Here is a 20,893-nt window from a genome sequence, read left to right as displayed (position 1 = left end):
CGGCGCGCCCAAAGATCAGGCGCGCCGCTGAATGTAAGATCAGAAGGTCGAGGACACTTCCCACTTGGTGATCAGTTCGTTCAGGCTGCCGTCGTCCTTCATGGACTGGATGGCGGAGTTGAACTTTTCTTTCAGTTCACCGTCGGACTCACGGATGCCCATGCCGACGCCACCGCCCAGCGGAACTTCGTCGCCAACAAAGACTAGACCCGAGCCATCTTCGGTGAAAGGCACCAGGAAGGATTTGTCTGCCAGAACTGCATCCGCTTCACCACCGCGTACGGCGGCAATGGTTTCTTCCGGGCTTGCGAACTCAACCAGAGTCGCACCGGAATCAGCAACGTAACCCGCCTGAATGGTGCCGGTCTGCGCTGCGATCACGCCGCCTGTCAGGTCAACGCCGTCGGACATGGCAATATAGGCCGACGGATCCGGCGGGGTGTAGTTGTGGGTGAAGTCGATGACCTCATCACGCTCGTCGGTGATCGACATGCCTGCGATGATTGCATCATAGTTACCCGACACCAGGTTCGGAATGATCGAATCCCAGTCGTTCTTGACCCATTCGCATTCCAGGTCGGCGCGCTTGCACAGCTCGTCGCCCAGCTCACGCTCAAACCCGTCGATCTCGCCTGCGTCATTGACGAAGTTCCACGGCGCATATGCGCCTTCCGTGCCCAGACGGACGGTGTCCGCCATGGCCATTCCAGCGCTCAGCGCCAGGGCTGCAGTGGTCAGAATCAGTTTTTTCATTGGATACTCCCCAGTTTGTTTTCTGTCCTGAAGTTAAGCCGCCTGAGTGGCGGATAGAAAGCCCCGAAGCCGTTCGGATTCGGGGGACGTAAAGATATCTTCCGGCAGGCCCTCTTCTTCGATCAAGCCTTGATGCAGGAACACGACGTGGCTTGAGATGTCGGCCGCCATTTTCATGTCGTGGGTCACGATGATCATGGTGCGCCCTTCTGCGGCCAAATCCTTGATCACTTTGATCACTTCCTGTTCCAATTCCGGATCCAGTGCCGAAGTGGGTTCGTCGAACAACAGCGCCTCGGGCTCCATGCACAGGCCGCGGGCGATGGCTGCGCGCTGTTGCTGACCACCCGAAAGCTGCGCCGGGTAGACATCGCACTTATCACCAATGCCAACCTTCGCCAGATATTTGCGGGCGCTATCCTCGACCTCTTGCGGGTCGCGGCCCAGAACGGTTACCGGGGCCTCCATCACGTTTTGCAGGATGGTCATATGGGCCCACAGGTTGAACTGTTGAAACACCATCGACAGGTTGGTGCGGATGCGCATCACCTGTTTCGGGTCGGCGGGGCGGCGATGGTGAAGGTCTCCAGCCCAGCGTACGGGTTCACCCTTGAACAGAATCTCGCCCTGCTGGCTGTCTTCCAACAGGTTGCAACAGCGTAACAGTGTGGATTTGCCCGACCCGGACGATCCGATAAGCGAAACCACATCCCCGCGTCTTGCCGTAATATCGACCCCTTTCAGCACTTCGAGATGGCCGAAACTTTTGTGGAGGTTTTTGATTTCGATAACGGGAGTGGAATCTGTCACGGGTGGCCCATGTGTTGTCGGTGTTGGTGCGGTAATAGGGCGCAAAAATCGGGGCAATGCAATGCGCAATTGACATCATCGGGTGCTGAAACCGTCAAATTGACCAAACGTATTGACCAAAATGGTCAGCGATTGGGTCAGATGACATATTCCCTGGCCGGATTGGGGACTGACAAATAGTCCTCGGCCGGGACGGTTATCAGGCCGCGAAGATGCAACAAGTCGCGATCTTGCGGGTTAAGTTCGTTAATTGCTGCACGAACGGCGCGGGCGATGCCCGGCGCATCCTGCCCGTTGGCAGTGATATAGGGCAGGGCGGGTGTCGGCGGCGTCGTTCCAGCTTCGCGCAGGGGCGCGCCAAGGTCGGAATGCGTCTTGAGCAATTCCCAGGTCAAAGCATCCAACGCCGCGTAATCAGCCTGGCCATCGGCCACAGCGTTGGCAGAACGCGCATGCCCACCCGTTTCAAGTATGGTTTTGGGGCACTGGTTGAGCGCCTCCAGATGAACCATTGGCGCCGCCCAACCCGATTGCGACAGGGGTTCATTAAAGGCAAACGTGCCGTCCGAAAGTTCCAGCAGATCGCGCGTATCATTTTTCCGGGCCACAAAAACCGAGCGGTAATAACCGGGCGGGCACCCCTCAAGCCCATAGTCCGGGGTGCCGACCAGCTGTACGTTACCATGTAGGCGGGTGCGGTAAGGCATGCCGCAGGTCTGGGAAAAGGTCAGGTCGGGGTGTTGCCATACATCCCAGAAATCGGTGCCTCGCGTTAGCTGATCCGGGCCAAAGCCCAGGTGATCGCGAATCGACGCCCAAAACCGATCATTCGCAGGCTGCAATGCGGGCATGTCATACATGCCCAGCATCGCGATCACGACTTAGCGGCCTTTTGACGTGCCAGGGCGGAATCTACGTCACTGACGCCCAGCAGGCTGACCACCAGCCGCAACAGCGAATCCTCTTCGCCCGAGCGCTGCCCGTCGGCCAAAGCGACGGACCACATCGCCTGCACCACTGCCAAACGGTCGTCATAGGCCACGGCCTCTTTGATCGCGCGAGTAAAGCGGACGGTGTCGGGGGCCTCAGACTCAAGGTCTTCGGCGCGGGCGCGCAGGGCGGCGGCCTCGAACGGGGACAGGCCATAACGTTCGGCCGAAATCTTGTCGATTCGGGCCATCTCGGTATCGGCATAGTCGTTGTCGGACCTGGCGATGCGCACCAGCAGGGCCGTCAGGGCCAGACGGGCATCATCATCGGCAAGTGGGTCGGGGGCGGGCTGTGTCAGCCGGGACAGGAAATCACTAAACATGGGTTAGATATAGACGGGGCTTAATGCTCTTCCAAGGTTCTTTGAACACGCTCGCGGGCGGTCTGGCTGTCATTGAAACTAAGGCCCATGGCGATGCGCGCCTCTTCCACGATCTTAATCTCACCTTCGTCTGTGTCGCCATCGGCCAGAACGACCTCCCATAGGGCGTCCAACGCGGCAAGGCGTTCGTGAAGGTCGGTGGTTTCGCGGATCAGCTTGCCGAATGTGTCCGTCTCAGGTGCAGCGGCGTGCAGCTTTTCGCAGGTCGCGCGAACCTTGGCAGCTTCGATCGCATTATGCTGATAGAGCCGCGCCAGGATTCGGTCGATCAGGCTGATTTCCTCGAGCTTATAGTCGCGATCCGCCTGCGCCACACGCACCATAAGCGCACCCAATGCCAGCTCGGCATCCGGGTCAGGCAGTTTATCGTGCTGCGGTGGGCGAAAAGCCTGAAAGAATTTCTTCAACATGCGCTTAGGTTATTCCATATTTTGTGGGCCGCCAAGCACAGACCACCCGTCATAGGCAGAATGGTCGCAAGACTGTCGGATTTGGCAGAAACACGCTGAGCGTGATTTGCCTGTGGATGGATCAACCCGACTGCAGCACCTGTTTTGCTTGCTCTTGCAGCCAGCATAGCATCTGCCGATAGGGGACAGGGCCATAGCTGACCCGCGCCACGCCCAGTGACGCCAGAGTGGCCGTATCGGGGGTGCCGGGCAGGGCAATAATGTTGACGGGCAACTCGGTCGATTCGCAGAGCCGAGCGATCAGCCCTTCGTCTTTGAGACCCGGCGCAAAGAACCCGCTGGCCCCGGCATCGGCATAGGCCTTGGCCCGTGCGATCGCATCGTCCAACATCGAATTGTCATGAGTATCAGGCTTGGCTTTCAGAAATATATCCGTTCGGGCATTGATGAAGGCCGGGATACCAGCAGCATCGCAGCCTTCACGCATCGCACGAACGCGCGCTTCCTGCGTTTCAATGTCGTAAAGGTCGCTCGTGCCAACGATCTGGTCCTCAAAATTAAAACCGATGACACCGGTTTCCAGCGCAAGTCGAACATTGGCGGCGACACCCAGCACATCTTCGGCATAGGCACCTTCGAAATCCAGTGTCACGGGAAGGTCTACCGCTGCAACGATCCGGCGTGCATTGTCCAGGGCGGAATCCAGTGAGATTTTCTGCCCGTCCCCGAACCCCTGCGCCATTGCGACCGGAGCACTCCCGGTTGCAATCGCCTTGGCACCCGCATCGCGCACGGCCCCAGCGCTGCCCGGATCCCAGATATTGTACAGGATGACCGGCTCGCCCTTTTTGTGTAGGGCGGCGAATTCTTCTGCTTGGGTATTCTGGTTGGTCATGCCGGTCTCCTGTCGCTGCTATGGCGGCAGTTAACCGTGCAAACCGTCGGCGCGTAAAGATGTTTCGCGCCGACCTACACAATACAGTGATTTGTCCGAGGTCAGACCAGCCGCGAGCTGTCCTTGGCCGCGCGCACAAAGTCGCGAAACAGTGGGTGGGGGTCAAACGGTTTGGATTTCAATTCGGGGTGATACTGCACACCAATGAACCAAGGGTGATCTGACCATTCGACAATCTCGGGCAACCGGCCATCCGGTGACATGCCCGAAAAGTTGAGGCCTGCCTTTTCCAGCTTTTCGCGGTACTTGATGTCGACTTCATAGCGGTGACGGTGACGTTCTTCGATATTGGTGCCACCATAAACTTCGGCCACTTTCGAGCCCTCGGCCAGTACCGCGTCATAGGCGCCCAAACGCATGGTGCCGCCCTTGTCGTCACCGACTTTGCGTTCGACCTTGTGGTTGCCCTGCACCCATTCTTTCAGGTGGTAAACTACCGGTTCGAAACGCTTTTTACCGGCCTCATGGTCGAATTCCTCGGACCCGGCTTCGGTGATCCCCGCCGCATTTCGCGCAGCCTCGATCACGGCCATCTGCATGCCCAGACAGATGCCCAGGTAGGGCACCTTGTGTTCACGCGCATATTGCGCCGCCTTGATCTTGCCTTCGGTGCCGCGCTCGCCAAATCCACCCGGCACAAGGATCGCGTGGAAGCCTTCCAGATGCGGGGCGGCGTCTTCGGTATCGAACACCTCGGCATCAACCCATTCGACCTTGACCTTGACCCTGTTGGCCATGCCGCCGTGGGTCAAAGCCTCGGCAATCGATTTATAGGCATCTTCCAGCTGCGTGTATTTGCCCACGATGGCAACCTTCACTTCGCCCTCGGCGTTGTGGATGCGGTCGCTGACGTCTTCCCATTTGGTCAAATCGGGCTTGGGGGCCGGGCTGATCTGGAACGCATCCAACACGGCCTGATCCAAACCTTCGCGGTGATAAGCCAGAGGAGCGTCATAGATGGTCGAAAGGTCCTGCGCCGCAATCACGCTGTCGGGGCGCACGTTACAGAACAGTGCCAGCTTTTCGCGTTCTTTGGTCGGGATCGGGCCCTCGGACCGGCAGACCAGAATGTCAGGCGCCAAACCGATCGAGCGCAGTTCCTTGACTGAGTGCTGCGTCGGTTTGGTTTTCAACTCGCCAGACGCCTTGATGTAGGGCAGCAAAGTCAGGTGCATGAACAGGCACTGACCACGGGGTTTGTCTTGGCTGAACTGACGGATGGCTTCAAAAAAGGGCAGGCCCTCGATATCGCCGACGGTGCCACCGATTTCACACAGCATGAAATCAACTTCATCCTCGCCAATGGCGATGAAATCCTTGATCTCGTTTGTGACGTGCGGGATCACCTGAATGGTCTTGCCGAGGTAGTCGCCACGGCGTTCCTTTTCCAGCACGTTGGAATAAATCCGGCCGGAGCTGACCGAGTCGGTCTTGCGGGCTGCCACGCCGGTGAAACGCTCATAGTGGCCCAGGTCTAGATCAGTCTCAGCCCCGTCATCGGTGACGAATACTTCGCCGTGTTCGAAGGGCGACATCGTGCCGGGGTCAACGTTCAGATAGGGGTCCAGCTTGCGTAAACGCACCGAGTATCCCCGGGCCTGCAACAGCGCGCCCAAAGCCGCCGAAGCCAGTCCTTTGCCCAAGGACGAAACCACACCACCAGTGATGAAAATAAAACGCGCCATGTTTTTCGGCTGCTCCCGTGAGACGTCAATATCAGCTGCCCGGCGGCTTCGAAAAACCGCTGCATCACGGGACTTCACGTATAAAGGATTCGCGCCAATAGCGCAAGAGAACCGCAAGATGCTGTTGCAGCTCTCTTTCAGATTTCTAGGTTTTGTGGATCAGTTGGCCTGAGGAATCAGAGGCGCGTTGTCGCCCTGCGCCGGAGGCAACAGATCATCCGCCGACGGAACCGCCGGGGTGCTTTCTTCGGTTGCCGCGGGTGCCGGAACGCCCAAACGGTCAATAACCGAGCTGCCCGAAGACTTCTGAGCCGCCAAAATCGTCAGCGTGATCGAGGTCACGATAAAGCAGGCTGCCAGAATCCAGGTCACCTTGCCCAAAGCGGTCGCTGCCGCGCGACCTGTCATGGCGCCACCGCCGCCACCGCCCATACCAAGGCCACCGCCTTCGGACCGCTGCATCAGAACAACGGCAATCAGGCCCAGGGCCAAGAGGAGGTGGATGATGAGAACGACGTTTTCCATGGTGTTCCTGTACAGCGTGGCGTGTATCGCGTGGTACTTATGCAAGTTTGCCTTCGGGGGCAAGGGATGAGTTGGCATCACGAAAGGTGATATTTCAGATCACAGCAAAGGGACTGGACAGGCGGATGATCCGTAACGCAGGCTGCGGCCATGCCTCATGACGATCACGACCACCCGCACGCCCTGTTGCCGCCCGATCCCGCGCTTCGAGTTAAAGCGCTTGAGACGATTCTGACCCGTAAGGGCCTGATCGACCCGGCGGCGCTGGATGAGATTATCGACACATATCAAAACAAGATCGGTCCGCAAAACGGTGCGCGCGTTGTCGCGAAGGCGTGGTGTGATCCTGTGTTCAAGAAAGCCCTACTTGCGGACGCGACGTCTGTTGTCGCTGATCTTGGGTTTTATGGGCGGCAGGGTGAACACATCGTGGCGGTCGAGAATACGCCGGAACAGCACAACATGGTCGTATGTACATTGTGCAGTTGCTACCCTTGGCCTTTGCTGGGTATTCCACCGGGCTGGTACAAGTCCGACGCCTACCGCGCTCGAGCGGTACGTGAGCCGCGCAAGGTCTTGGCCGAATTCGGTGTCGAATTGCCGCCAGAATCATCCGTTCGGATATGGGATTCGACCGCAGAAATACGTTACCTCGTGCTTCCCATGCGCCCGGAAGGCTCAGAACGGCTGGGCGAAGAGGACCTTACCGTGCTCGTCACCCGTGACAGTATGATTGGAACGGGCCTGCCCAAGGTGCCGTCATGACCCGTGTTCATGATATGGGTGGTCGGTTTGGGGACGGTCCGATTAAGCCCGAGGCCGAAAGCGCCCCGGTCTTTGCCGAAGACTGGCATGGCCGCGCCTTGGCCGTAACGCTAGCCGCCGGATTTCTGGGCCAATGGAATATCGACGTTTCGCGCCACGCGCGCGAAAGGCTGTCGCCCAAGGACTACGCGCGATTCTCCTATTATGAAAAGTGGATATCCGGCCTGGCCGATCTGCTGGTCGAGAAGGGGGTGCTGACCTTGGATGATTTGTCGGGCGCGGACACCGACGACCCACACCCCTTGGCAGCCCGTGTTTTGAAGGCCGGAACCGTCTCAGGAGCGTTGGCAAAAGGCGGGCCAGCAGATAGGCCTTCAGATGTGCCGGTACGATTCGAGCTCGGGCAGAATGTCCGCACTGTGGATCCGTCGGCCAATCGCCTGGTGAATGGCGGCCATACGCGGCTACCTACCTATGCGGCAGGCGCAAACGGCCGAATTTTACGGCTGCACGGTACGCATGTGCTGCCAGATTCAAATGCGCATGGTCTGGGCGAAGCACCAGAGCCCTTGTATGCGGTGGCGTTTGCCGCGTCCGAGTTGTGGGCTGACCCGGAACATCCCAAGGACGTGGTCGTTCTGGACCTGTGGCAAAGCTATCTGGAGCCCGCATGAGTTCCTGTTCAACACATTCCGCGCCAGAGCCTGTTTTTGCCGTACCCTGGCATGCGCAGGTCTTCGCGGTGACCGTTGCGTTAAATGAGGCTGGACGATTCGACTGGTCCAAGTGGGCAGAACGGTTTTCACAGACGCTGAAATTGCACGGATTGGACAAGGAATTGGACGGCGGGGATGATTATTTCCACGCTTGGCTGGAGACCTTGGAGCAATTGTTGATCGAACAAGGTTCGGCTGCACCGGGTGACATTCAAAGCATAAGAAATGCTTGGGAAGAGGCCTATCTGACGACGCCACACGGTCAGCCAGTGCATTTGGCGGTAAGCGAATAGGCGCGCGCTTCCCCCAAGATGTTTGAGGCCGGATGAACAGGGGAGCCATTCTTCATCTGGTCGAAAATACACCACCGGAGGCACCGCGCATTGCGCGGTTCTCATCTGCGGCGAATTACCGGTTTCCCTGCCGCTTTGACCCCGCTATATGAGCCGAGTTTGATAATTCAGCGCAAAAGGACCGGATATGGCCAATGTGGTTGTTGTCGGCGCCCAGTGGGGTGACGAAGGAAAAGGCAAGATCGTCGACTGGCTCAGCGAACGGGCAGACGTGATCGCGCGTTTTCAAGGCGGGCATAATGCCGGTCATACGCTGGTCATTGATGGCGAAGTTTATAAGCTGCATGCCTTGCCGTCAGGCGTCGTACGAGGTGGCAAGCTGAGTGTCATTGGCAATGGTGTTGTGCTGGACCCGTGGCACCTGATCAAGGAAATCGGAACCATCCGGGCGCAGGGCGTCGATATCTCGCCTGAGACACTGATGATCGCTGAAAACACGCCACTGATACTGCCAATTCATGGTGAACTAGACCGTGCACGGGAAGAAGCAGCCAGCAAGGGCACCAAGATCGGGACCACCGGTCGGGGTATCGGCCCGGCTTACGAAGACAAGGTTGGGCGCCGGTCTGTACGCGTTGCTGACCTGGCAGATGAAGCAACGCTTGAGGCGCGCGTGGATCGTGCGCTGCAACACCACGACCCGCTGCGCAAGGGGCTTGGCATCGAGCCCGTTGATCGGGACGCGCTGATTGCCCAACTGAAAGAGATCTCGCCGCAAATCCTTCCGTTTGCCGCTCCTGTCTGGAAGGTGCTGAACGAAAAGCGCAAGGCCGGCAAGCGTATCCTGTTTGAAGGGGCGCAAGGCGCGTTGCTGGATATTGATTTCGGCACCTATCCCTTTGTGACCTCGTCCAACGTGATTGCAGGACAGGCGGCGACTGGTGTGGGTATCGGTCCGGGATCGATTGATTTCGTTCTAGGAATCGTCAAAGCCTACACGACCCGCGTGGGTGAAGGCCCGTTCCCGACCGAATTGGATGACGCGGATGGTCAGCGCCTTGGTGAGCGTGGGCACGAGTTTGGCACAACCACCGGGCGCAAGCGTCGCTGTGGGTGGTTCGACGCCTGTCTGGTACGTCAGACTTGTGCGACCAGCGGTGTGAACGGTATCTCGCTGACCAAACTGGACGTCTTGGATGGGTTTGAGACACTGAAAATCTGCGTGGGATATGAGCTGGACGGTGAGCGTCTGGACTATCTGCCCACCGCAGCTGATCAGCAGGCCCGTTGTAAGCCAATCTACGAAGAAGTGCCGGGGTGGAGCGAATCCACCGAAGGCGCACGCAGCTGGGCCGATCTGCCTGCCAACGCGATCAAATACGTACGTCGCGTCGAAGAGCTGATCGAGTGTCCCGTGGCCCTTCTGTCCACTAGCCCGGAGCGGGACGACACCATTCTGGTGACCGACCCGTTTGCCGACTGATGAGCGATAACGGCAAATCCGGTCTGAGCTACAAAGCCCGGCGGCGCTGGTCGCTGGTGCTGCTGTTGATTGGGCTTCCCATCTATATCGTGGCGGTTGTGACGGTGGTGAACTGGCTCGACCGTCCGCCCATCTGGTTGGAACTGCTGGTCTATGTTGGTTTGGGCATCGTGTGGGCGCTGCCGTTCAAATTTGTCTTCAAAGGTGTTGGCAAAGAAGACCCAGAGCAAAACTCGGATTGATCACCGGCAATTCAGGTGATGATGAGAAAAGGGCCAGAGAAACCTCTGGCCCTTTTTCTATTGTACTGGTTCGGGGCTTACCCCGCGGCGCGCTCGTCATCCGGGCGGAACCCGATCTGGGTCGAGGCCGCGAAACGCCCGCCGCCCGCTTTTTCAATCTTGCCATCGCGCAGCAGCTGACCGAAGGACCGCAGGCTTTCTTCGCGGTTGAAGTCATTTTGCTTGAGCGAGCGGATTTTGTTCATTAGCTGCGGGCGCGAAAACTGTTCCTGACCTTCGATAAAGGACAGGTACGCGGCGGCAGCCTCAAGCAAGTCGGGTAGGGACTGCGCGCCCTGTTCCTGCGCGAACAGAGCAAAGCCACCTTCCTCGGGTGTTTCGTCTTCGGCTTCAGTTTCGGATTTGACGCGGCGAGGGGTAACTGGTCCGGCGTCCACGGTTTGATTATCGATGCGCTGTTCAGCGACCAGCTTAAGCGGGGCTGCATCGTCACTGCTGGGGCGCATGCTGGTGACCTGAATTTCCGGGCGGCGCGGGCTGACAACCGAGGAAAGATCTCCACGATAGCCCTGTTCCTCACTGTCCTGTGCTGTGGCCTTACCGTCGCCACGTTCAGCTTCGGTTGCGGCGACGGCCGCCCGCAGATGCGTGTAGGCCTCGCGCTGATCGCTGGTGTCCGGGTCGTTCAACTGTTCGCCGGCCTTATCCATCAGGCGCGATACGTCCCGATCCAGATCTGACGTTTCAGTGTCTGTATTGGCCGAGCGTTTTGCCAGTACAGCTTCCACGCTTGAAATCTCTTCCAGCAGGTCGACTTCATCCTCTTCCGTCAACACACCTTCGTCGGTGGCTTCGACGACGTCTTCATCTGCACCGGCGTCGTCGAGAATGTTGGCTTCCTCTTCAGAATCGCTTTTCGCAATGTCTTCAAGGTCCGAGAACAGCACGTCGGATGTGTCTTCCTCTTCTGCTTCGGTCTGGTCTTCAGATGTCGCGTCCAACACCTCTGAATCCAGATCCTCGGCTTCGACTTCCAGCGCAGGGGCTTCGGATTCTTCGATCTGAGGCATCTCAGCCTCGGCTACTTCTGTTTCCGGTGCTTCCTCTTGCGTTTCGACGTGTGCGCTGGCCTCGCTTGTGTCGTCCAGATCAGCGGGGTCAAGCGAACCGGCTGCGAAGGCGGCAGCCACTGCATCAGACGGAGCGGCGCTTTTCATCAAGGTCGTGTCTTCGTCTTCCGTGTAGATGACCGAGTTTTCTTCGGAGTGAGAGACAACGGCCCGGATGCGCTGCAACTTGGCGGCAATACTGTCAGCGGCAGGTGCCGGGGCATCTTCTACGGTTTCCGCGTCAGAAAAAACGGGCTGAGAAGAGGGCGGCGTGTCGATAACATTCAATCCCGGAGCGCTGGCGGCAGGTTGGGGGGATGGAGCGTTTTCTTCGGTTGCGCGGATCAGCAGGCCAGAGTCGTTCTGACTGGCTTCGACCCTGCGGGATGCGTCACGCTGCGCGATCCGTGTCAGCATTTCGGTGTCAGGCTGTGGGGGTTCAGAACCAAAGTAGCGATCATCAGCCGCAAGGTCGCGGAAGTATTCAGCAATCGCTTTCATCGTTTCAAAGGAATCATCAAAGCCTTCCAAAGTGCACGAGAAGGTTCCATAAGAAACGGTCAAAACCTTGTTATTCTGTACCATCAGACGCACGTCCTCTACAAACTACAAGAGCCACCCACCCAATAGAGGGCACACCTATGGCTCGATACTCTCTGCATGAACCTACCATTTTGTGGTCTCAATGTGTCCAAATCCGGGAAAAATGATCAATCTTAAAAAAAATCAGTCGATTGTACGGTCTGAGGAGCCAATCGCGGTGGTCGGAGGCGGAGAAATCGGTCCCGAAGACCTAAATTTGGTGCTGATTCGCGTCAATACCGTCGTTGCCGCAGATGGCGGAGCGATCCCGCTGATGGATTCGGGGCGGATGCCGGATGCGGTTATCGGTGATTTTGATTCGCTCAGCAGCGCCTATCGCGACCGGATTCCGGCAGACCGATTATTTCCGATCCGCGAGCAGGACAGCACGGATTTCGACAAGACCCTGCGCAGTGTCGAGGCACCGCTGGTGTTGGGTGTCGGGTTTCTGGGCGGGCGGTTGGATCACCAGTTGGCAGTGCTGAGCGCGTTGATCCGGCTTCAGGATCGTCCCTGCATTTTGTTAGGGGAACATGAAGTCGTGTTCCACGCCCCACCGCGGATCGCTTTTGACCTTTCACCCGGCGATGTGGTTTCGCTATTTCCGACTCAGAGGGTAACGGGGCGCAGCCGTGGGTTGGAATGGCCTATTGATGATCTGGTGTTAGAGCCGAGCGGTCGCGTCGGGACCTCCAATCGCGCGTTGGCTGATGTGGAACTGGAGGTGGACGGGCCCGGCCTTTTGGTCATGGTTCCGCGCAACGCCTTGGATCAGATCATGCAGGCGTTTCTGTCGGGGCGGACCGAGCGTTGGCCCGCTCGTGCAGAATGACGTAAAGGCCCGCGGCGATGGTGATGGCTATGCCGATGGCCGCAATCCCGTTGGGCAGGTCATGAAATACGAGCCAGCCGAACAGGGTGGCCATTGGAATTTCCAGGTATTGCATCGGGGCCAGCGTCGCCGAAGGCGCAAAGCGTAGCGACCATGTCATCAACAGATGCGCGACAGTGCCCAGCAGCCCGATTGCGATCAGCAAAAGGTGAATGTCCGGGGGCGGTAAGATCAGCGATACGGCCCAACTGCCGCCGATTGTTCCGGCCATCAGAACTGGCAGCATTAGGATTATAGCCATCATGCCCGATGCCGCTTGTAGGGCGATTGGGTCTGTATTTTTGGCGATCTGGCGCGTCACCAGCATGAACAGGGAAAAGAGCAAAGCTACCACAAGCGGTAGCAGGGCTGCGGCCCCCACTTGTACAAAGCTGGGCTGAATGACCAGCAAGGTCCCAACAAAGCCAACGGCGCAGGCTATCAGGCGGCGTGGGCCAACGGTTTCCTTCAGTATGTATTTGCCCAGGATCAACATGATGAACGGCATGACAAAGACGATGGCGATCGCGTCGGCCAGCGGCAGGAAAAGCAGTGAGCTGAACATGGCTGAGAGAGCGAGGATATGCAGAACCGTGCGAATAAATGTCAGCCACAGGATACGGCCACGCATGCGCAGTGATCGGCCGGTCAGTACGGCCAGCGGGATCAGCACAAGTGCCTGAACAGCAAAGCGGACAAAGACTAGCATGCCGATAGGCGTGGTTTCCGCCAACAGCTTTGCCATCGCGTCGCCCATCGGCGCGATGATGCAAAAGCCAAGCATCAGGACGATGCCAAAGACTGGACGATCCTGTGTCATACAGGCGACGCTACGGGGTTTGTCGCCCTGTGGAAAGCGTCTAGGGCAGGGGTTGAACCTTGGTATAGTCTGGACCGATGCAAGTGGGCAGGCCGTCACCCAGTTTCAGCCAGTTCAGCTTTTCCTCATGCGCCACGTGCAAAGTTGGCTCCAACTGGTTCGGGTCTTCCAGTGTTGCCACGTACAGATGCAGCACGTCCGACATGGCTTGTGATCGGAATGATATCGGAGTGCCGCAATTGGGGCAGAAACTGCGGGTGACACCGGGCGACGAGGCAAAGGTTTTCGGCTCGTCCCTGGTCCAGCGCCACTGGCCGTCGCGCACGCCGAAATAAGTGGTCATCGGCGCGGCACATTGGCGTCTGCAGCTGTCGCAATGGCAGGTGACACAGGACAGGACCGGAGGCGTAACCTCATACCGGATGGTGCCGCACAAACAATGTCCCCGCATGGTATCCCCCCTTATTGCGGCATCAGCAGTTGGGTACGTTCACCGCCAGACCGCCCAAAGACGTTTCCTTGTATTTCTCGTGCATATCATGGCCGGTCTGGCGCATGGTTTCGATCACGGAATCCAGCGGCACAAAGTGTTTCCCGTCACCACGCAACGCCAGCGATGCCGCTGAAACGGCTTTGATCGCCGCCAGTCCGTTGCGTTCGATACACGGAACCTGCACCAGCCCGGCAACCGGGTCACAGGTCATGCCCAGATGATGCTCCAACGCGATTTCGGCTGCGTTTTCAACTTGTTCCGGCGTACCGCCCATGACGGCGCACAGGCCCGCCGCAGCCATTGCGGACGCACTTCCAACCTCGGCCTGACAGCCCGCCTCAGCGCCCGAGATCGAAGCGTTATATTTCACCAGTCCGCCAATGGCGGCGGCGGTCAGCAGGAAGTCCTCGATATGGCTTTCCGACGCGCCGGGCACGTGATCAAGGTAATAGCGCAGCACCGAAGGCATCGTGCCTGCCGCGCCGTTGGTCGGGGCAGTTACGACCTGCCCACCGGCGGCGTTTTCCTCGTTCACCGCCATGGCATAGACACTCATCCAGTCATTGATGGTATGCGGCGCGTTCAGGTTCATGCCCCGCTCGGCCAGCAGAGCATCGTGAATGCCCTTGGCGCGGCGTCGCACGTTCAGGCCACCGGGCAAAATGCCGTCAGTATTTAGCCCGCGTTCGATGCAATTGTTCATAACTTCCCACAGACGCGCAGTGCCCTTGGCAAAGCTGTCGGCACAGCCGCGCGCGATTTCGTTCTCGCGCTTCATCTGAGCGATGCTTTTGCCGCTGGTCTTTGCCATCTCAAGCATTTCGGCGGCGGATTTGAACGGGAATGGGACCGGGTCGCCCTCGTCGGTTGCCTTGCCTTCGGCCAGTTCCTCTTCGGTCAGGACAAAACCACCGCCGACCGAGTAGTAAACCTGCCGCAGGATCACATCGCCTTGTGCGTCGGTGGCCATCAGGATCATGCCATTGGCATGGCCGGGCAGGTTGTTGTCATAGTCAAAGATCAGATCGGTCTTTGGATTGAACTGAAGCGTCGGCAACCCTTCGGGTGTGACCGAATGCGTTTCGGAAATCTCGGCCAGCGCGGCCTCGGCCTTATCGTTATCGTAGGTGTCAGGCACGAACCCGGCCAGTCCCAGAATGGTGGCGCGGTCGGTGGCGTGGCCGACGCCGGTAAAGGCCAGCGACCCGTGGAGTGACCCACGCAGCCCCGCAAATTCGAACGGGGACGCGCGCATCATGTCCAGAAAACGCGCGGCGGCCACCATCGGCCCCATGGTATGAGACGAAGACGGGCCGATGCCCACTTTGAACATATCGAAGACAGATAGAAACATATCAGGTAGCTGAGCCTTCTTCAGGTGTAGCGTAACGTGGTGAAGTGAACGGCGTAACCCCCAACCCCTCAGCCGCGATGGCGGCTTGAGTTGCGGGGCGAGATTCCAACCGTGTCAGGATGTCTTGCAGATGGGGCGTGTCCCTGAGCTGAAACCAGCTGCGATCCGCGCTGGCGGGGTACAGCGCCATCCAGCGCATTTGACACGCCAGATAAAAGCTTAATACCGATGGGGTGTCGGCCTGCAGCCAATCCGGCGCTTTCTGGGCTTCGGCATCCAGTACCCGCAGATGTTGACGCAGGCGCGGGCGGATGCCTTCACGCAGGGTCTCGGCCTGCGCGGGGTCGATGTACTTTTCGGCATAGAAAAGAACGCGCAGATCGGCGTGCAGCGTGTTGGACGCAAAAAAAAGCCATTTCAGAAATGCTGCCCGATCCGGGCTGTTGGGGGCAGGGGCCAGTTGCTTGCGCGTATCCGCCAGCCACAACAAAATGGCTGCCGTTTCAAAGATCGGTCCTTGCGGGGTGTCCAGCACAGGGATCAATCCATTCGGGTTCAAGGCCCGATAGGCCACGCTGTCCTGTTCGTTCCGGCGGCGGTCCACCAGTACGGTCTCAAAAGGAAGGCCCATCTCTTCCAACACCAGTCTGATCACCAGCGAGGCGTTGTCGGGGGCATAATGAAGGCGATAGGGCGCGGTCATGGCCTCTATGTAACTTGCAGGGCGAATGCTGGAAGCCTCGATTGCGACGTTTCCCTTCGGAAACGCGTATTTTCCACCCATGTTTACGCATGATGGCGGCGATTTGGCACTCGCGGTTGGTGGTCGCATTTCGTATAAGTCTGGCAGTAATATAGGGAAACGCTGCCATGACCCGTGATCTGTCACCCATCGATAACGCCAAATTTGTCGCCGCACGTCACGCCGCTGATATGGTGCAAGACGGAATGCGTGTCGGTCTGGGGACAGGGACAACAGCCGCCTGGATGGTGCGTCGCATCGGTGAGCGGGTCAAAAACGAGGGGCTGCGGATCAAGGGCGTTCCGACGTCGACCCGCACCGCGCAACTGGCCTGCGAAGTCGGGATAGAGGTGGTCTCGTTGGATCAGGCGGGGTGGCTGGATCTGACGATTGATGGCGCGGATGAATTCGATGGCGAGCTGAACCTGATCAAAGGTGGCGGCGGTGCGCATCTGCAGGAGAAGATTGTCGCCACGGCCAGCGACCAGATGGTCGTCATCGCTGATGCCGGCAAAGAGGTCGAAACCCTGGGCGCCTTCCCCTTGCCGGTCGAGGTGATCCCCTTTGGCTGGCAAACCACCCGCACTTTGATCCAAGAGGCGCTGGACACGATGGATGTTCTGGGCACTTCGGCCATGCTGCGGATGGATGGTGAAGCCCCTTTTGTGACAGATGAAGGCAACCACGTTCTGGATTTGCACCTGCAGCGCATCGGCAACGCGCGCCAGTTGGCGCTGGTGCTTAATCAGGTGCCAGGTGTGGTCGAGAACGGGTTGTTCATCGATATCTGTGACAAGGTTGTAATCGGCCACGGCGACGGCCGGGTAGAACTACGCGACATCAACGCGGGTACCACCGAGCTGGACGAATTGGTGGACAGTGGTGAGAACCTGTTCTCGGATTTGGCTGACTGACGAATGTCAGAGCTTTCGGCATTACAATTCGGCGAAGTCAGTTTCCAAAAACCGGACGGCACATTCGAGAGCATGCCCCTCCAGTTGCAATCTATGGCGAAACCCATATCTGAGCGGTTCGTAAGGACGGTTGAGCATTACTGGTCGATTTTTTTGCGTCCTGGCAAGATCAACTGTCTCACCAGAACGGTCTGGACTGTGGTGAGTAATAAGATACACCCGTGGCGTCGCTGTGATGGCGCTTGCGGCAATTTGAAAGAGGCACGGTAAATGAGCTTTGATTATGATCTGTTCGTCATCGGAGGCGGCTCGGGCGGGGTGCGCGCGGCGCGCGTGGCAGCTGGTGAGAATGGTGCCAAGGTGGCGCTGGCCGAAGAGGATCGTTATGGCGGCACCTGTGTCATCCGCGGCTGTGTTCCGAAAAAGCTGATGGTCTTTGCCAGTGAGTTCTCGGGTACCATGCAGGACGCGCAAGCCTATGGTTGGGATGTTAAACCCGGCGGGCTTGATTGGAACAAGTTTCACGACAAGCTGGTCGCGGAGCTGGATCGGCTTGAAGGGGTTTATCGCAACATCCTTAAAAACAATGGCGTCGAAAGCTTTGATCAGCGTGCCCATGTGGTTGATGCGCATACGGTTGAGCTGGCCGATGGAACCCGTAAGACCGCCAAACATATTCTCATTGCCACTGGCGGTCGTCCGGTCGTGCCCGAGTTTCCGGGCTCGGATCTGGCCATCACTTCAAACGAAATCTTCCATCTTGAGAAATTGCCTCAATCCATCCTGATTGTGGGTGGCGGGTACATCGCCAGCGAGTTCGCAGGGATCATGAACGGGATGGGTGTGAAGACCACTCAGTTCTACCGCGGTGCGCAAATCCTGCGTGGCTTTGATGAGGAGGCACGCGGTCTGATCAGCGAGGAGATGTGCCAGAACGGCATCGACCTGCACCTTGGCACAAATGTGCTTGAGATGAAAAAGCAGGGCGACAAGATTTGGGTCAAAGCCACCAACGGAACCGAACAGTTTTTCGACGTGGTCATGTACGCCACTGGTCGTGCGCCCAATGCCGACAACCTGGGGCTTGAGGCAGTGGGCGTTGAACGGGGCCGCAAGGGCGAGATCGTTGTGGACGAATACAGCCAGACGGGCGTGCCTTCGATCTTTGCTATTGGGGATGTGACAGATCGGGTGAATTTGACCCCGGTTGCGATCCGCGAGGGCATGGCTTTTGTCGAAACAGTGTTCAAAGGCAACCCGACGCCGGTCGATCACGAACTGATCCCGACTGCGATCTTCACCCAACCGGAGTTCGGCACCGTGGGGTTGAGCGAGGAAGAAGCTGCCGCGCAAGAGCCTGTTGAAGTATATGCGACCTCGTTCAAGCCGATGCAAAAGGCGTTTGCCGGTGGAACGCAACGGGTGCTGATGAAGCTGATCGTCAGCCAGGCGACCCGCAAGGTGTTGGGTTGCCATATTGTGGCACCGGGCGCGGGCGAGATGATCCAGCTGGCCGGAATCGCCGTTAAAATGGGTGCAACCAAGGAAGATTTCGACCGCACGGTTGCTGTTCATCCGGTTATGGCCGAAGAACTGGTGACAATGCGGCAACCTGTTCGCACTGCTTGATTTGCAAGCGCGCGCACACAAGTTACAAGGGACACCGTGATCACACGGTCCAACACGAAGGAACAGATACATATGGCGGGCAACAGCGGTGGCCCCTGGGGGGGCGGAGGCTCTTCTGGAGGCGGAGGAAATCGGGGTAATAACGGGGACGGGCGCAAGCCTCCCGAAGGCGATGGCCCGCAGATCCCCGAGATCGATGAGCTGATGAAAAAAGGCCAAGAGCAACTGCGCGTCCTCATGGGCGGTCGCGGTGGCGGTGGCCGTGGCGGCGGTCAGGGAGCGGGCGGCGGTGGTCCGGTTTTTACCAAAGGCACAGTAGTGATTGGTTTGCTGGTTGCCGCGGGTCTGTGGGGAGCTGCGAGCTTCTACACGGTCAAACCGGAAGAACAGTCGGTTGAGCTGTTCTTGGGTGAATTCTCAGCCGTTGGGAATCCGGGTCTGAACTTCGCGCCTTGGCCGTTTGTGACCGCCGAGGTGATCCCGGTAACCCGTGAACAGAATGAAGACATGGGCGGTGCGCGCGGCAGTGATGATGGCCTGATGCTGACCGGCGATGAAAACGTGGTCGACATCGATTATCAGGTTGTCTGGAATATCAACGACCCGGCCAAGTATCTGTTTAACCTGCGCGACCCGCGTCAGACGATTCGGGCCGTTTCTGAATCGGCGATGCGCGAGATCATTGCGCAAAGCGAGTTGGCACCGATCCTGAACAGGGACCGTGGCATTATCGCAGACCGGTTGCAGGAATTGATTCAGTTGACAATGGACAGCTACGATTCTGGTGTAAACATCGTCCGTGTGAACTTTGACAAAGCCGACCCGCCGCAGGACGTGATTGCAGCATTCCGCGACGTTCAAGCCGCTGCGCAGGAACGTGACCGTCTGCAGAACGTTGCTGACGCCTACGCTAACCGCGTTCTGGCTGAAGCCCGCGGTGAAGCCGCGCAGGTTCTGGAAGAGGCCGAAGCCTATCGCGCCCAGCAGATCAATGGCGCGCAGGGTGAGGCCAGCCGCTTTAGCGCGGTTCTGGAAGAATACTCCAAGGCACCCGACGTGACGCGCAAGCGTCTGTATCTTGAGCGCATGGAGCAGGTTCTGGGCGACGTAGACAAAATCATTCTCGACGAGAACTCGACAGGGTCGGGGCAGGGCGTTGTGCCTTACCTTCCGCTCAACGAGCTGCGCCGCAATCAGACTGAGGAGAGCAACTGATGCGTAAGTCACCTATTTTCCTCATTCTGGTGGTGATCCTGGGCGTTATCGGCTTGTCCTCGATTTTCATCGTGGACGAGCGTGAGCGTGCGTTGGTACTGCAATTTGGCCGCGTCGTTGCCGTTAAGGAAGAGCCCGGTTTGGCGTTCAAGATTCCGCTGATTCAGGAAGTTGTACGCTATGATGACCGTATCCTATCGATCGACGTGCAGCCGCTGGAAGTCACGCCGCTGGATGACCGTCGTCTGGTTGTCGATGCGTTTGCGCGTTATCGGATATCCGATCTGAACCGCTTCCGTCAGGCCGTCGGTGTTGGCGGTATCCCGGTCGCCGAGGATCGTCTGGATCGCATCTTGCGCGCCGAAACCCGCGAAGTGCTGGGTTCGGTTTCGTCCCGCGATATCCTGAGTTCCGACCGTGCCGCCCTGATGCTGCGCATCCGCAATAGCGCGATTGCCGAAGCGCAGGCGCTGGGCGTCAACGTCATCGACGTGCGCTTGAAGGCAACCGACCTGCCGCAGGCCAACCTTGAGGCCACGTTTGACCGGATGAAAGCCGAGCGTGAGCGTGAGGCGACCGATGAACGCGCCCGTGGTAACGAGGCGGCCCAGCGTGTGCGTGCGCAGGCGGATCGTACTGTGGTCGAATTGGTGTCGGATGCTCGCCGTGAGGCCGAGATCATCCGCGGTGAAGCAGATGCCGAACGCAACGCGATCTTTGCCGAAGCTTACGGCGCGGACCCGGAGTTCTTTGAATTCTACCGCTCTTTGTCGGCCTATGAAAATGCGTTGGGCGGCAGCAACAGTTCGATGGTTCTGAGCCCGGATTCCGAGTTCTTTAACTACCTGAAATCGCCCACCGGACAGGCTGGTCGGTAATGGGCCTGATCCTTCTGGCCTTCGGGCTGGTACTGATTGTCGAGGGGCTGGCCTATGCGCTGGCCCCTTCGCTTATTGAACGTATGCTCGAGGCGCTTCGGTCACTGCCTGAACAGGCCCGACGTCTGGCCGGTCTGCTGTGTATCGTCAGCGGTCTGGTGCTGTTGTGGGGTGCATTTCAACTCGGGTTTTGACACGGTGATTTCAATTGCCAGTGAATTCCCCGCGATCCCGAGTTGCGGGCTTGGGTAAACTGACTACATTAGTTTCCAAGAGG

General features: G+C 58.3%; 24 protein-coding genes. 11 read left to right on the top strand and 13 right to left on the bottom strand.

Annotation, left to right across the window (positions count from 1 at the left end; all coding sequences use genetic code 11):
* Positions 1 to 39 precede the first annotated feature (39 nt).
* The 8 genes from AB1A64_RS09200 to secG form a co-directional block, all read right to left on the bottom strand.
* Positions 40 to 753 (bottom strand): transporter substrate-binding domain-containing protein, encoded by a 714-nt coding sequence (locus AB1A64_RS09200; protein ID WP_366551131.1) that lies wholly within the window; start codon positions 751 to 753, stop codon positions 40 to 42.
* Positions 754 to 786: 33 nt separating this feature from the next.
* Positions 787 to 1,563, bottom strand: coding sequence for an ATP-binding cassette domain-containing protein (locus tag AB1A64_RS09195; RefSeq protein WP_366551130.1), 777 nt, complete (start codon positions 1,561 to 1,563; stop codon positions 787 to 789).
* 137 nt (positions 1,564 to 1,700) lie between these two features.
* A complete protein-coding gene (locus AB1A64_RS09190) occupies positions 1,701 to 2,432 on the bottom strand; it encodes a PhnD/SsuA/transferrin family substrate-binding protein (protein WP_366551261.1) in 732 nt (243 codons plus the stop codon).
* A gap of 5 nt (positions 2,433 to 2,437) precedes the next feature.
* A complete protein-coding gene (locus AB1A64_RS09185; RefSeq protein WP_170348276.1) occupies positions 2,438 to 2,875 on the bottom strand; it encodes a TerB family tellurite resistance protein in 438 nt (145 codons plus the stop codon).
* A 20-nt stretch (positions 2,876 to 2,895) separates the two neighbouring features.
* A complete protein-coding gene (locus AB1A64_RS09180; protein WP_366551129.1) occupies positions 2,896 to 3,345 on the bottom strand; it encodes a TerB family tellurite resistance protein in 450 nt (149 codons plus the stop codon).
* 121 nt (positions 3,346 to 3,466) lie between these two features.
* Complete coding sequence (locus AB1A64_RS09175) at positions 3,467 to 4,240, bottom strand: isocitrate lyase/phosphoenolpyruvate mutase family protein (protein WP_366551128.1); 774 nt, start codon at positions 4,238 to 4,240, stop codon at positions 3,467 to 3,469.
* A 101-nt stretch (positions 4,241 to 4,341) separates the two neighbouring features.
* Positions 4,342 to 5,985: a CTP synthase gene (locus AB1A64_RS09170; protein ID WP_170348279.1), complete on the bottom strand. Its 1,644-nt coding sequence runs from the start codon at positions 5,983 to 5,985 to the stop codon at positions 4,342 to 4,344.
* Positions 5,986 to 6,144: 159 nt separating this feature from the next.
* Positions 6,145 to 6,510, bottom strand: a complete 366-nt coding sequence (gene secG / locus AB1A64_RS09165; protein WP_058280875.1) for a preprotein translocase subunit SecG — start codon at positions 6,508 to 6,510, stop codon at positions 6,145 to 6,147.
* A gap of 150 nt (positions 6,511 to 6,660) precedes the next feature.
* Between secG and nthA the strand changes: the two genes are divergently transcribed.
* The 5 genes from nthA (at position 6,661) to AB1A64_RS09140 (ending at position 10,009) form a co-directional block, all read left to right on the top strand.
* On the top strand, positions 6,661 to 7,275 hold the full coding sequence (gene nthA / locus AB1A64_RS09160; protein WP_366551127.1) for a nitrile hydratase subunit alpha: 615 nt from the start codon (positions 6,661 to 6,663) through the stop codon (positions 7,273 to 7,275).
* Complete coding sequence (gene nthB, locus AB1A64_RS09155) at positions 7,272 to 7,949, top strand: nitrile hydratase subunit beta (protein WP_366551126.1); 678 nt, start codon at positions 7,272 to 7,274, stop codon at positions 7,947 to 7,949. The genes nthA and nthB overlap by 4 nt, the downstream gene beginning before the upstream one ends.
* Complete coding sequence (locus AB1A64_RS09150) at positions 7,946 to 8,284, top strand: nitrile hydratase accessory protein (protein WP_366551125.1); 339 nt, start codon at positions 7,946 to 7,948, stop codon at positions 8,282 to 8,284. The genes nthB and AB1A64_RS09150 overlap by 4 nt, the downstream gene beginning before the upstream one ends.
* A gap of 187 nt (positions 8,285 to 8,471) precedes the next feature.
* Positions 8,472 to 9,767 (top strand): adenylosuccinate synthase, encoded by a 1,296-nt coding sequence (locus tag AB1A64_RS09145; RefSeq protein ID WP_366551124.1) that lies wholly within the window; start codon positions 8,472 to 8,474, stop codon positions 9,765 to 9,767.
* Positions 9,767 to 10,009 (top strand): DUF2842 domain-containing protein, encoded by a 243-nt coding sequence (locus AB1A64_RS09140; protein ID WP_170513242.1) that lies wholly within the window; start codon positions 9,767 to 9,769, stop codon positions 10,007 to 10,009. The genes AB1A64_RS09145 and AB1A64_RS09140 overlap by 1 nt, the downstream gene beginning before the upstream one ends.
* 77 nt (positions 10,010 to 10,086) lie before the next feature.
* On the opposite strand, the gene AB1A64_RS09135 is transcribed toward AB1A64_RS09140, so the two are convergent.
* Positions 10,087 to 11,703, bottom strand: a complete 1,617-nt coding sequence (locus AB1A64_RS09135) for a hypothetical protein (RefSeq protein WP_366551123.1) — start codon at positions 11,701 to 11,703, stop codon at positions 10,087 to 10,089.
* Positions 11,704 to 11,824: 121 nt separating this feature from the next.
* On the opposite strand from AB1A64_RS09135, the gene AB1A64_RS09130 reads away from it, so the two are divergent.
* Positions 11,825 to 12,532 (top strand): thiamine diphosphokinase, encoded by a 708-nt coding sequence (locus AB1A64_RS09130; RefSeq protein WP_366551122.1) that lies wholly within the window; start codon positions 11,825 to 11,827, stop codon positions 12,530 to 12,532.
* Here the strand turns inward: AB1A64_RS09130 and AB1A64_RS09125 are convergent.
* From AB1A64_RS09125 to AB1A64_RS09110, 4 genes are read right to left on the bottom strand one after another with little or no spacing between them, the layout of a single operon-like run.
* Positions 12,477 to 13,391: a DMT family transporter gene (locus AB1A64_RS09125; RefSeq protein WP_366551121.1), complete on the bottom strand. Its 915-nt coding sequence runs from the start codon at positions 13,389 to 13,391 to the stop codon at positions 12,477 to 12,479. The genes AB1A64_RS09130 and AB1A64_RS09125 overlap by 56 nt on opposite strands.
* A gap of 40 nt (positions 13,392 to 13,431) precedes the next feature.
* A complete protein-coding gene (locus AB1A64_RS09120) occupies positions 13,432 to 13,842 on the bottom strand; it encodes a GFA family protein (RefSeq protein WP_366551120.1) in 411 nt (136 codons plus the stop codon).
* Positions 13,843 to 13,864: 22 nt separating this feature from the next.
* Complete coding sequence (locus AB1A64_RS09115; protein ID WP_366551119.1) at positions 13,865 to 15,238, bottom strand: L-serine ammonia-lyase; 1,374 nt, start codon at positions 15,236 to 15,238, stop codon at positions 13,865 to 13,867.
* Between the two features lies 1 nt (position 15,239).
* Positions 15,240 to 15,941 (bottom strand): glutathione S-transferase family protein, encoded by a 702-nt coding sequence (locus AB1A64_RS09110; RefSeq protein WP_366551118.1) that lies wholly within the window; start codon positions 15,939 to 15,941, stop codon positions 15,240 to 15,242.
* A gap of 167 nt (positions 15,942 to 16,108) precedes the next feature.
* Between AB1A64_RS09110 and rpiA the strand changes: the two genes are divergently transcribed.
* The 5 genes from rpiA to AB1A64_RS09085 all read left to right on the top strand — a co-directional run bounded on the left by rpiA (position 16,109) and on the right by AB1A64_RS09085 (position 20,810).
* Positions 16,109 to 16,894, top strand: coding sequence for a ribose-5-phosphate isomerase RpiA (gene rpiA, locus AB1A64_RS09105; protein ID WP_366551117.1), 786 nt, complete (start codon positions 16,109 to 16,111; stop codon positions 16,892 to 16,894).
* Between the two features lie 270 nt (positions 16,895 to 17,164).
* Entirely contained in the window at positions 17,165 to 18,523 is a 1,359-nt protein-coding gene (gor, locus tag AB1A64_RS09100; protein WP_366551116.1) for a glutathione-disulfide reductase, read from the top strand.
* Positions 18,524 to 18,595: 72 nt separating this feature from the next.
* Entirely contained in the window at positions 18,596 to 19,738 is a 1,143-nt protein-coding gene (hflK, locus tag AB1A64_RS09095) for an FtsH protease activity modulator HflK (protein WP_170348294.1), read from the top strand.
* Positions 19,738 to 20,616: a protease modulator HflC gene (gene hflC, locus AB1A64_RS09090; RefSeq protein ID WP_366551115.1), complete on the top strand. Its 879-nt coding sequence runs from the start codon at positions 19,738 to 19,740 to the stop codon at positions 20,614 to 20,616. The genes hflK and hflC overlap by 1 nt, the downstream gene beginning before the upstream one ends.
* Complete coding sequence (locus tag AB1A64_RS09085) at positions 20,616 to 20,810, top strand: DUF2065 domain-containing protein (RefSeq protein ID WP_366551114.1); 195 nt, start codon at positions 20,616 to 20,618, stop codon at positions 20,808 to 20,810. The genes hflC and AB1A64_RS09085 overlap by 1 nt, the downstream gene beginning before the upstream one ends.
* Positions 20,811 to 20,893: the final 83 nt, after the last annotated feature.

The organism is Ruegeria sp. ANG10, from assembly GCF_040705255.1.
Lineage (GTDB): Bacteria > Pseudomonadota > Alphaproteobacteria > Rhodobacterales > Rhodobacteraceae > Ruegeria.
This window is presented reverse-complemented; position numbering and strand designations above follow the sequence as displayed.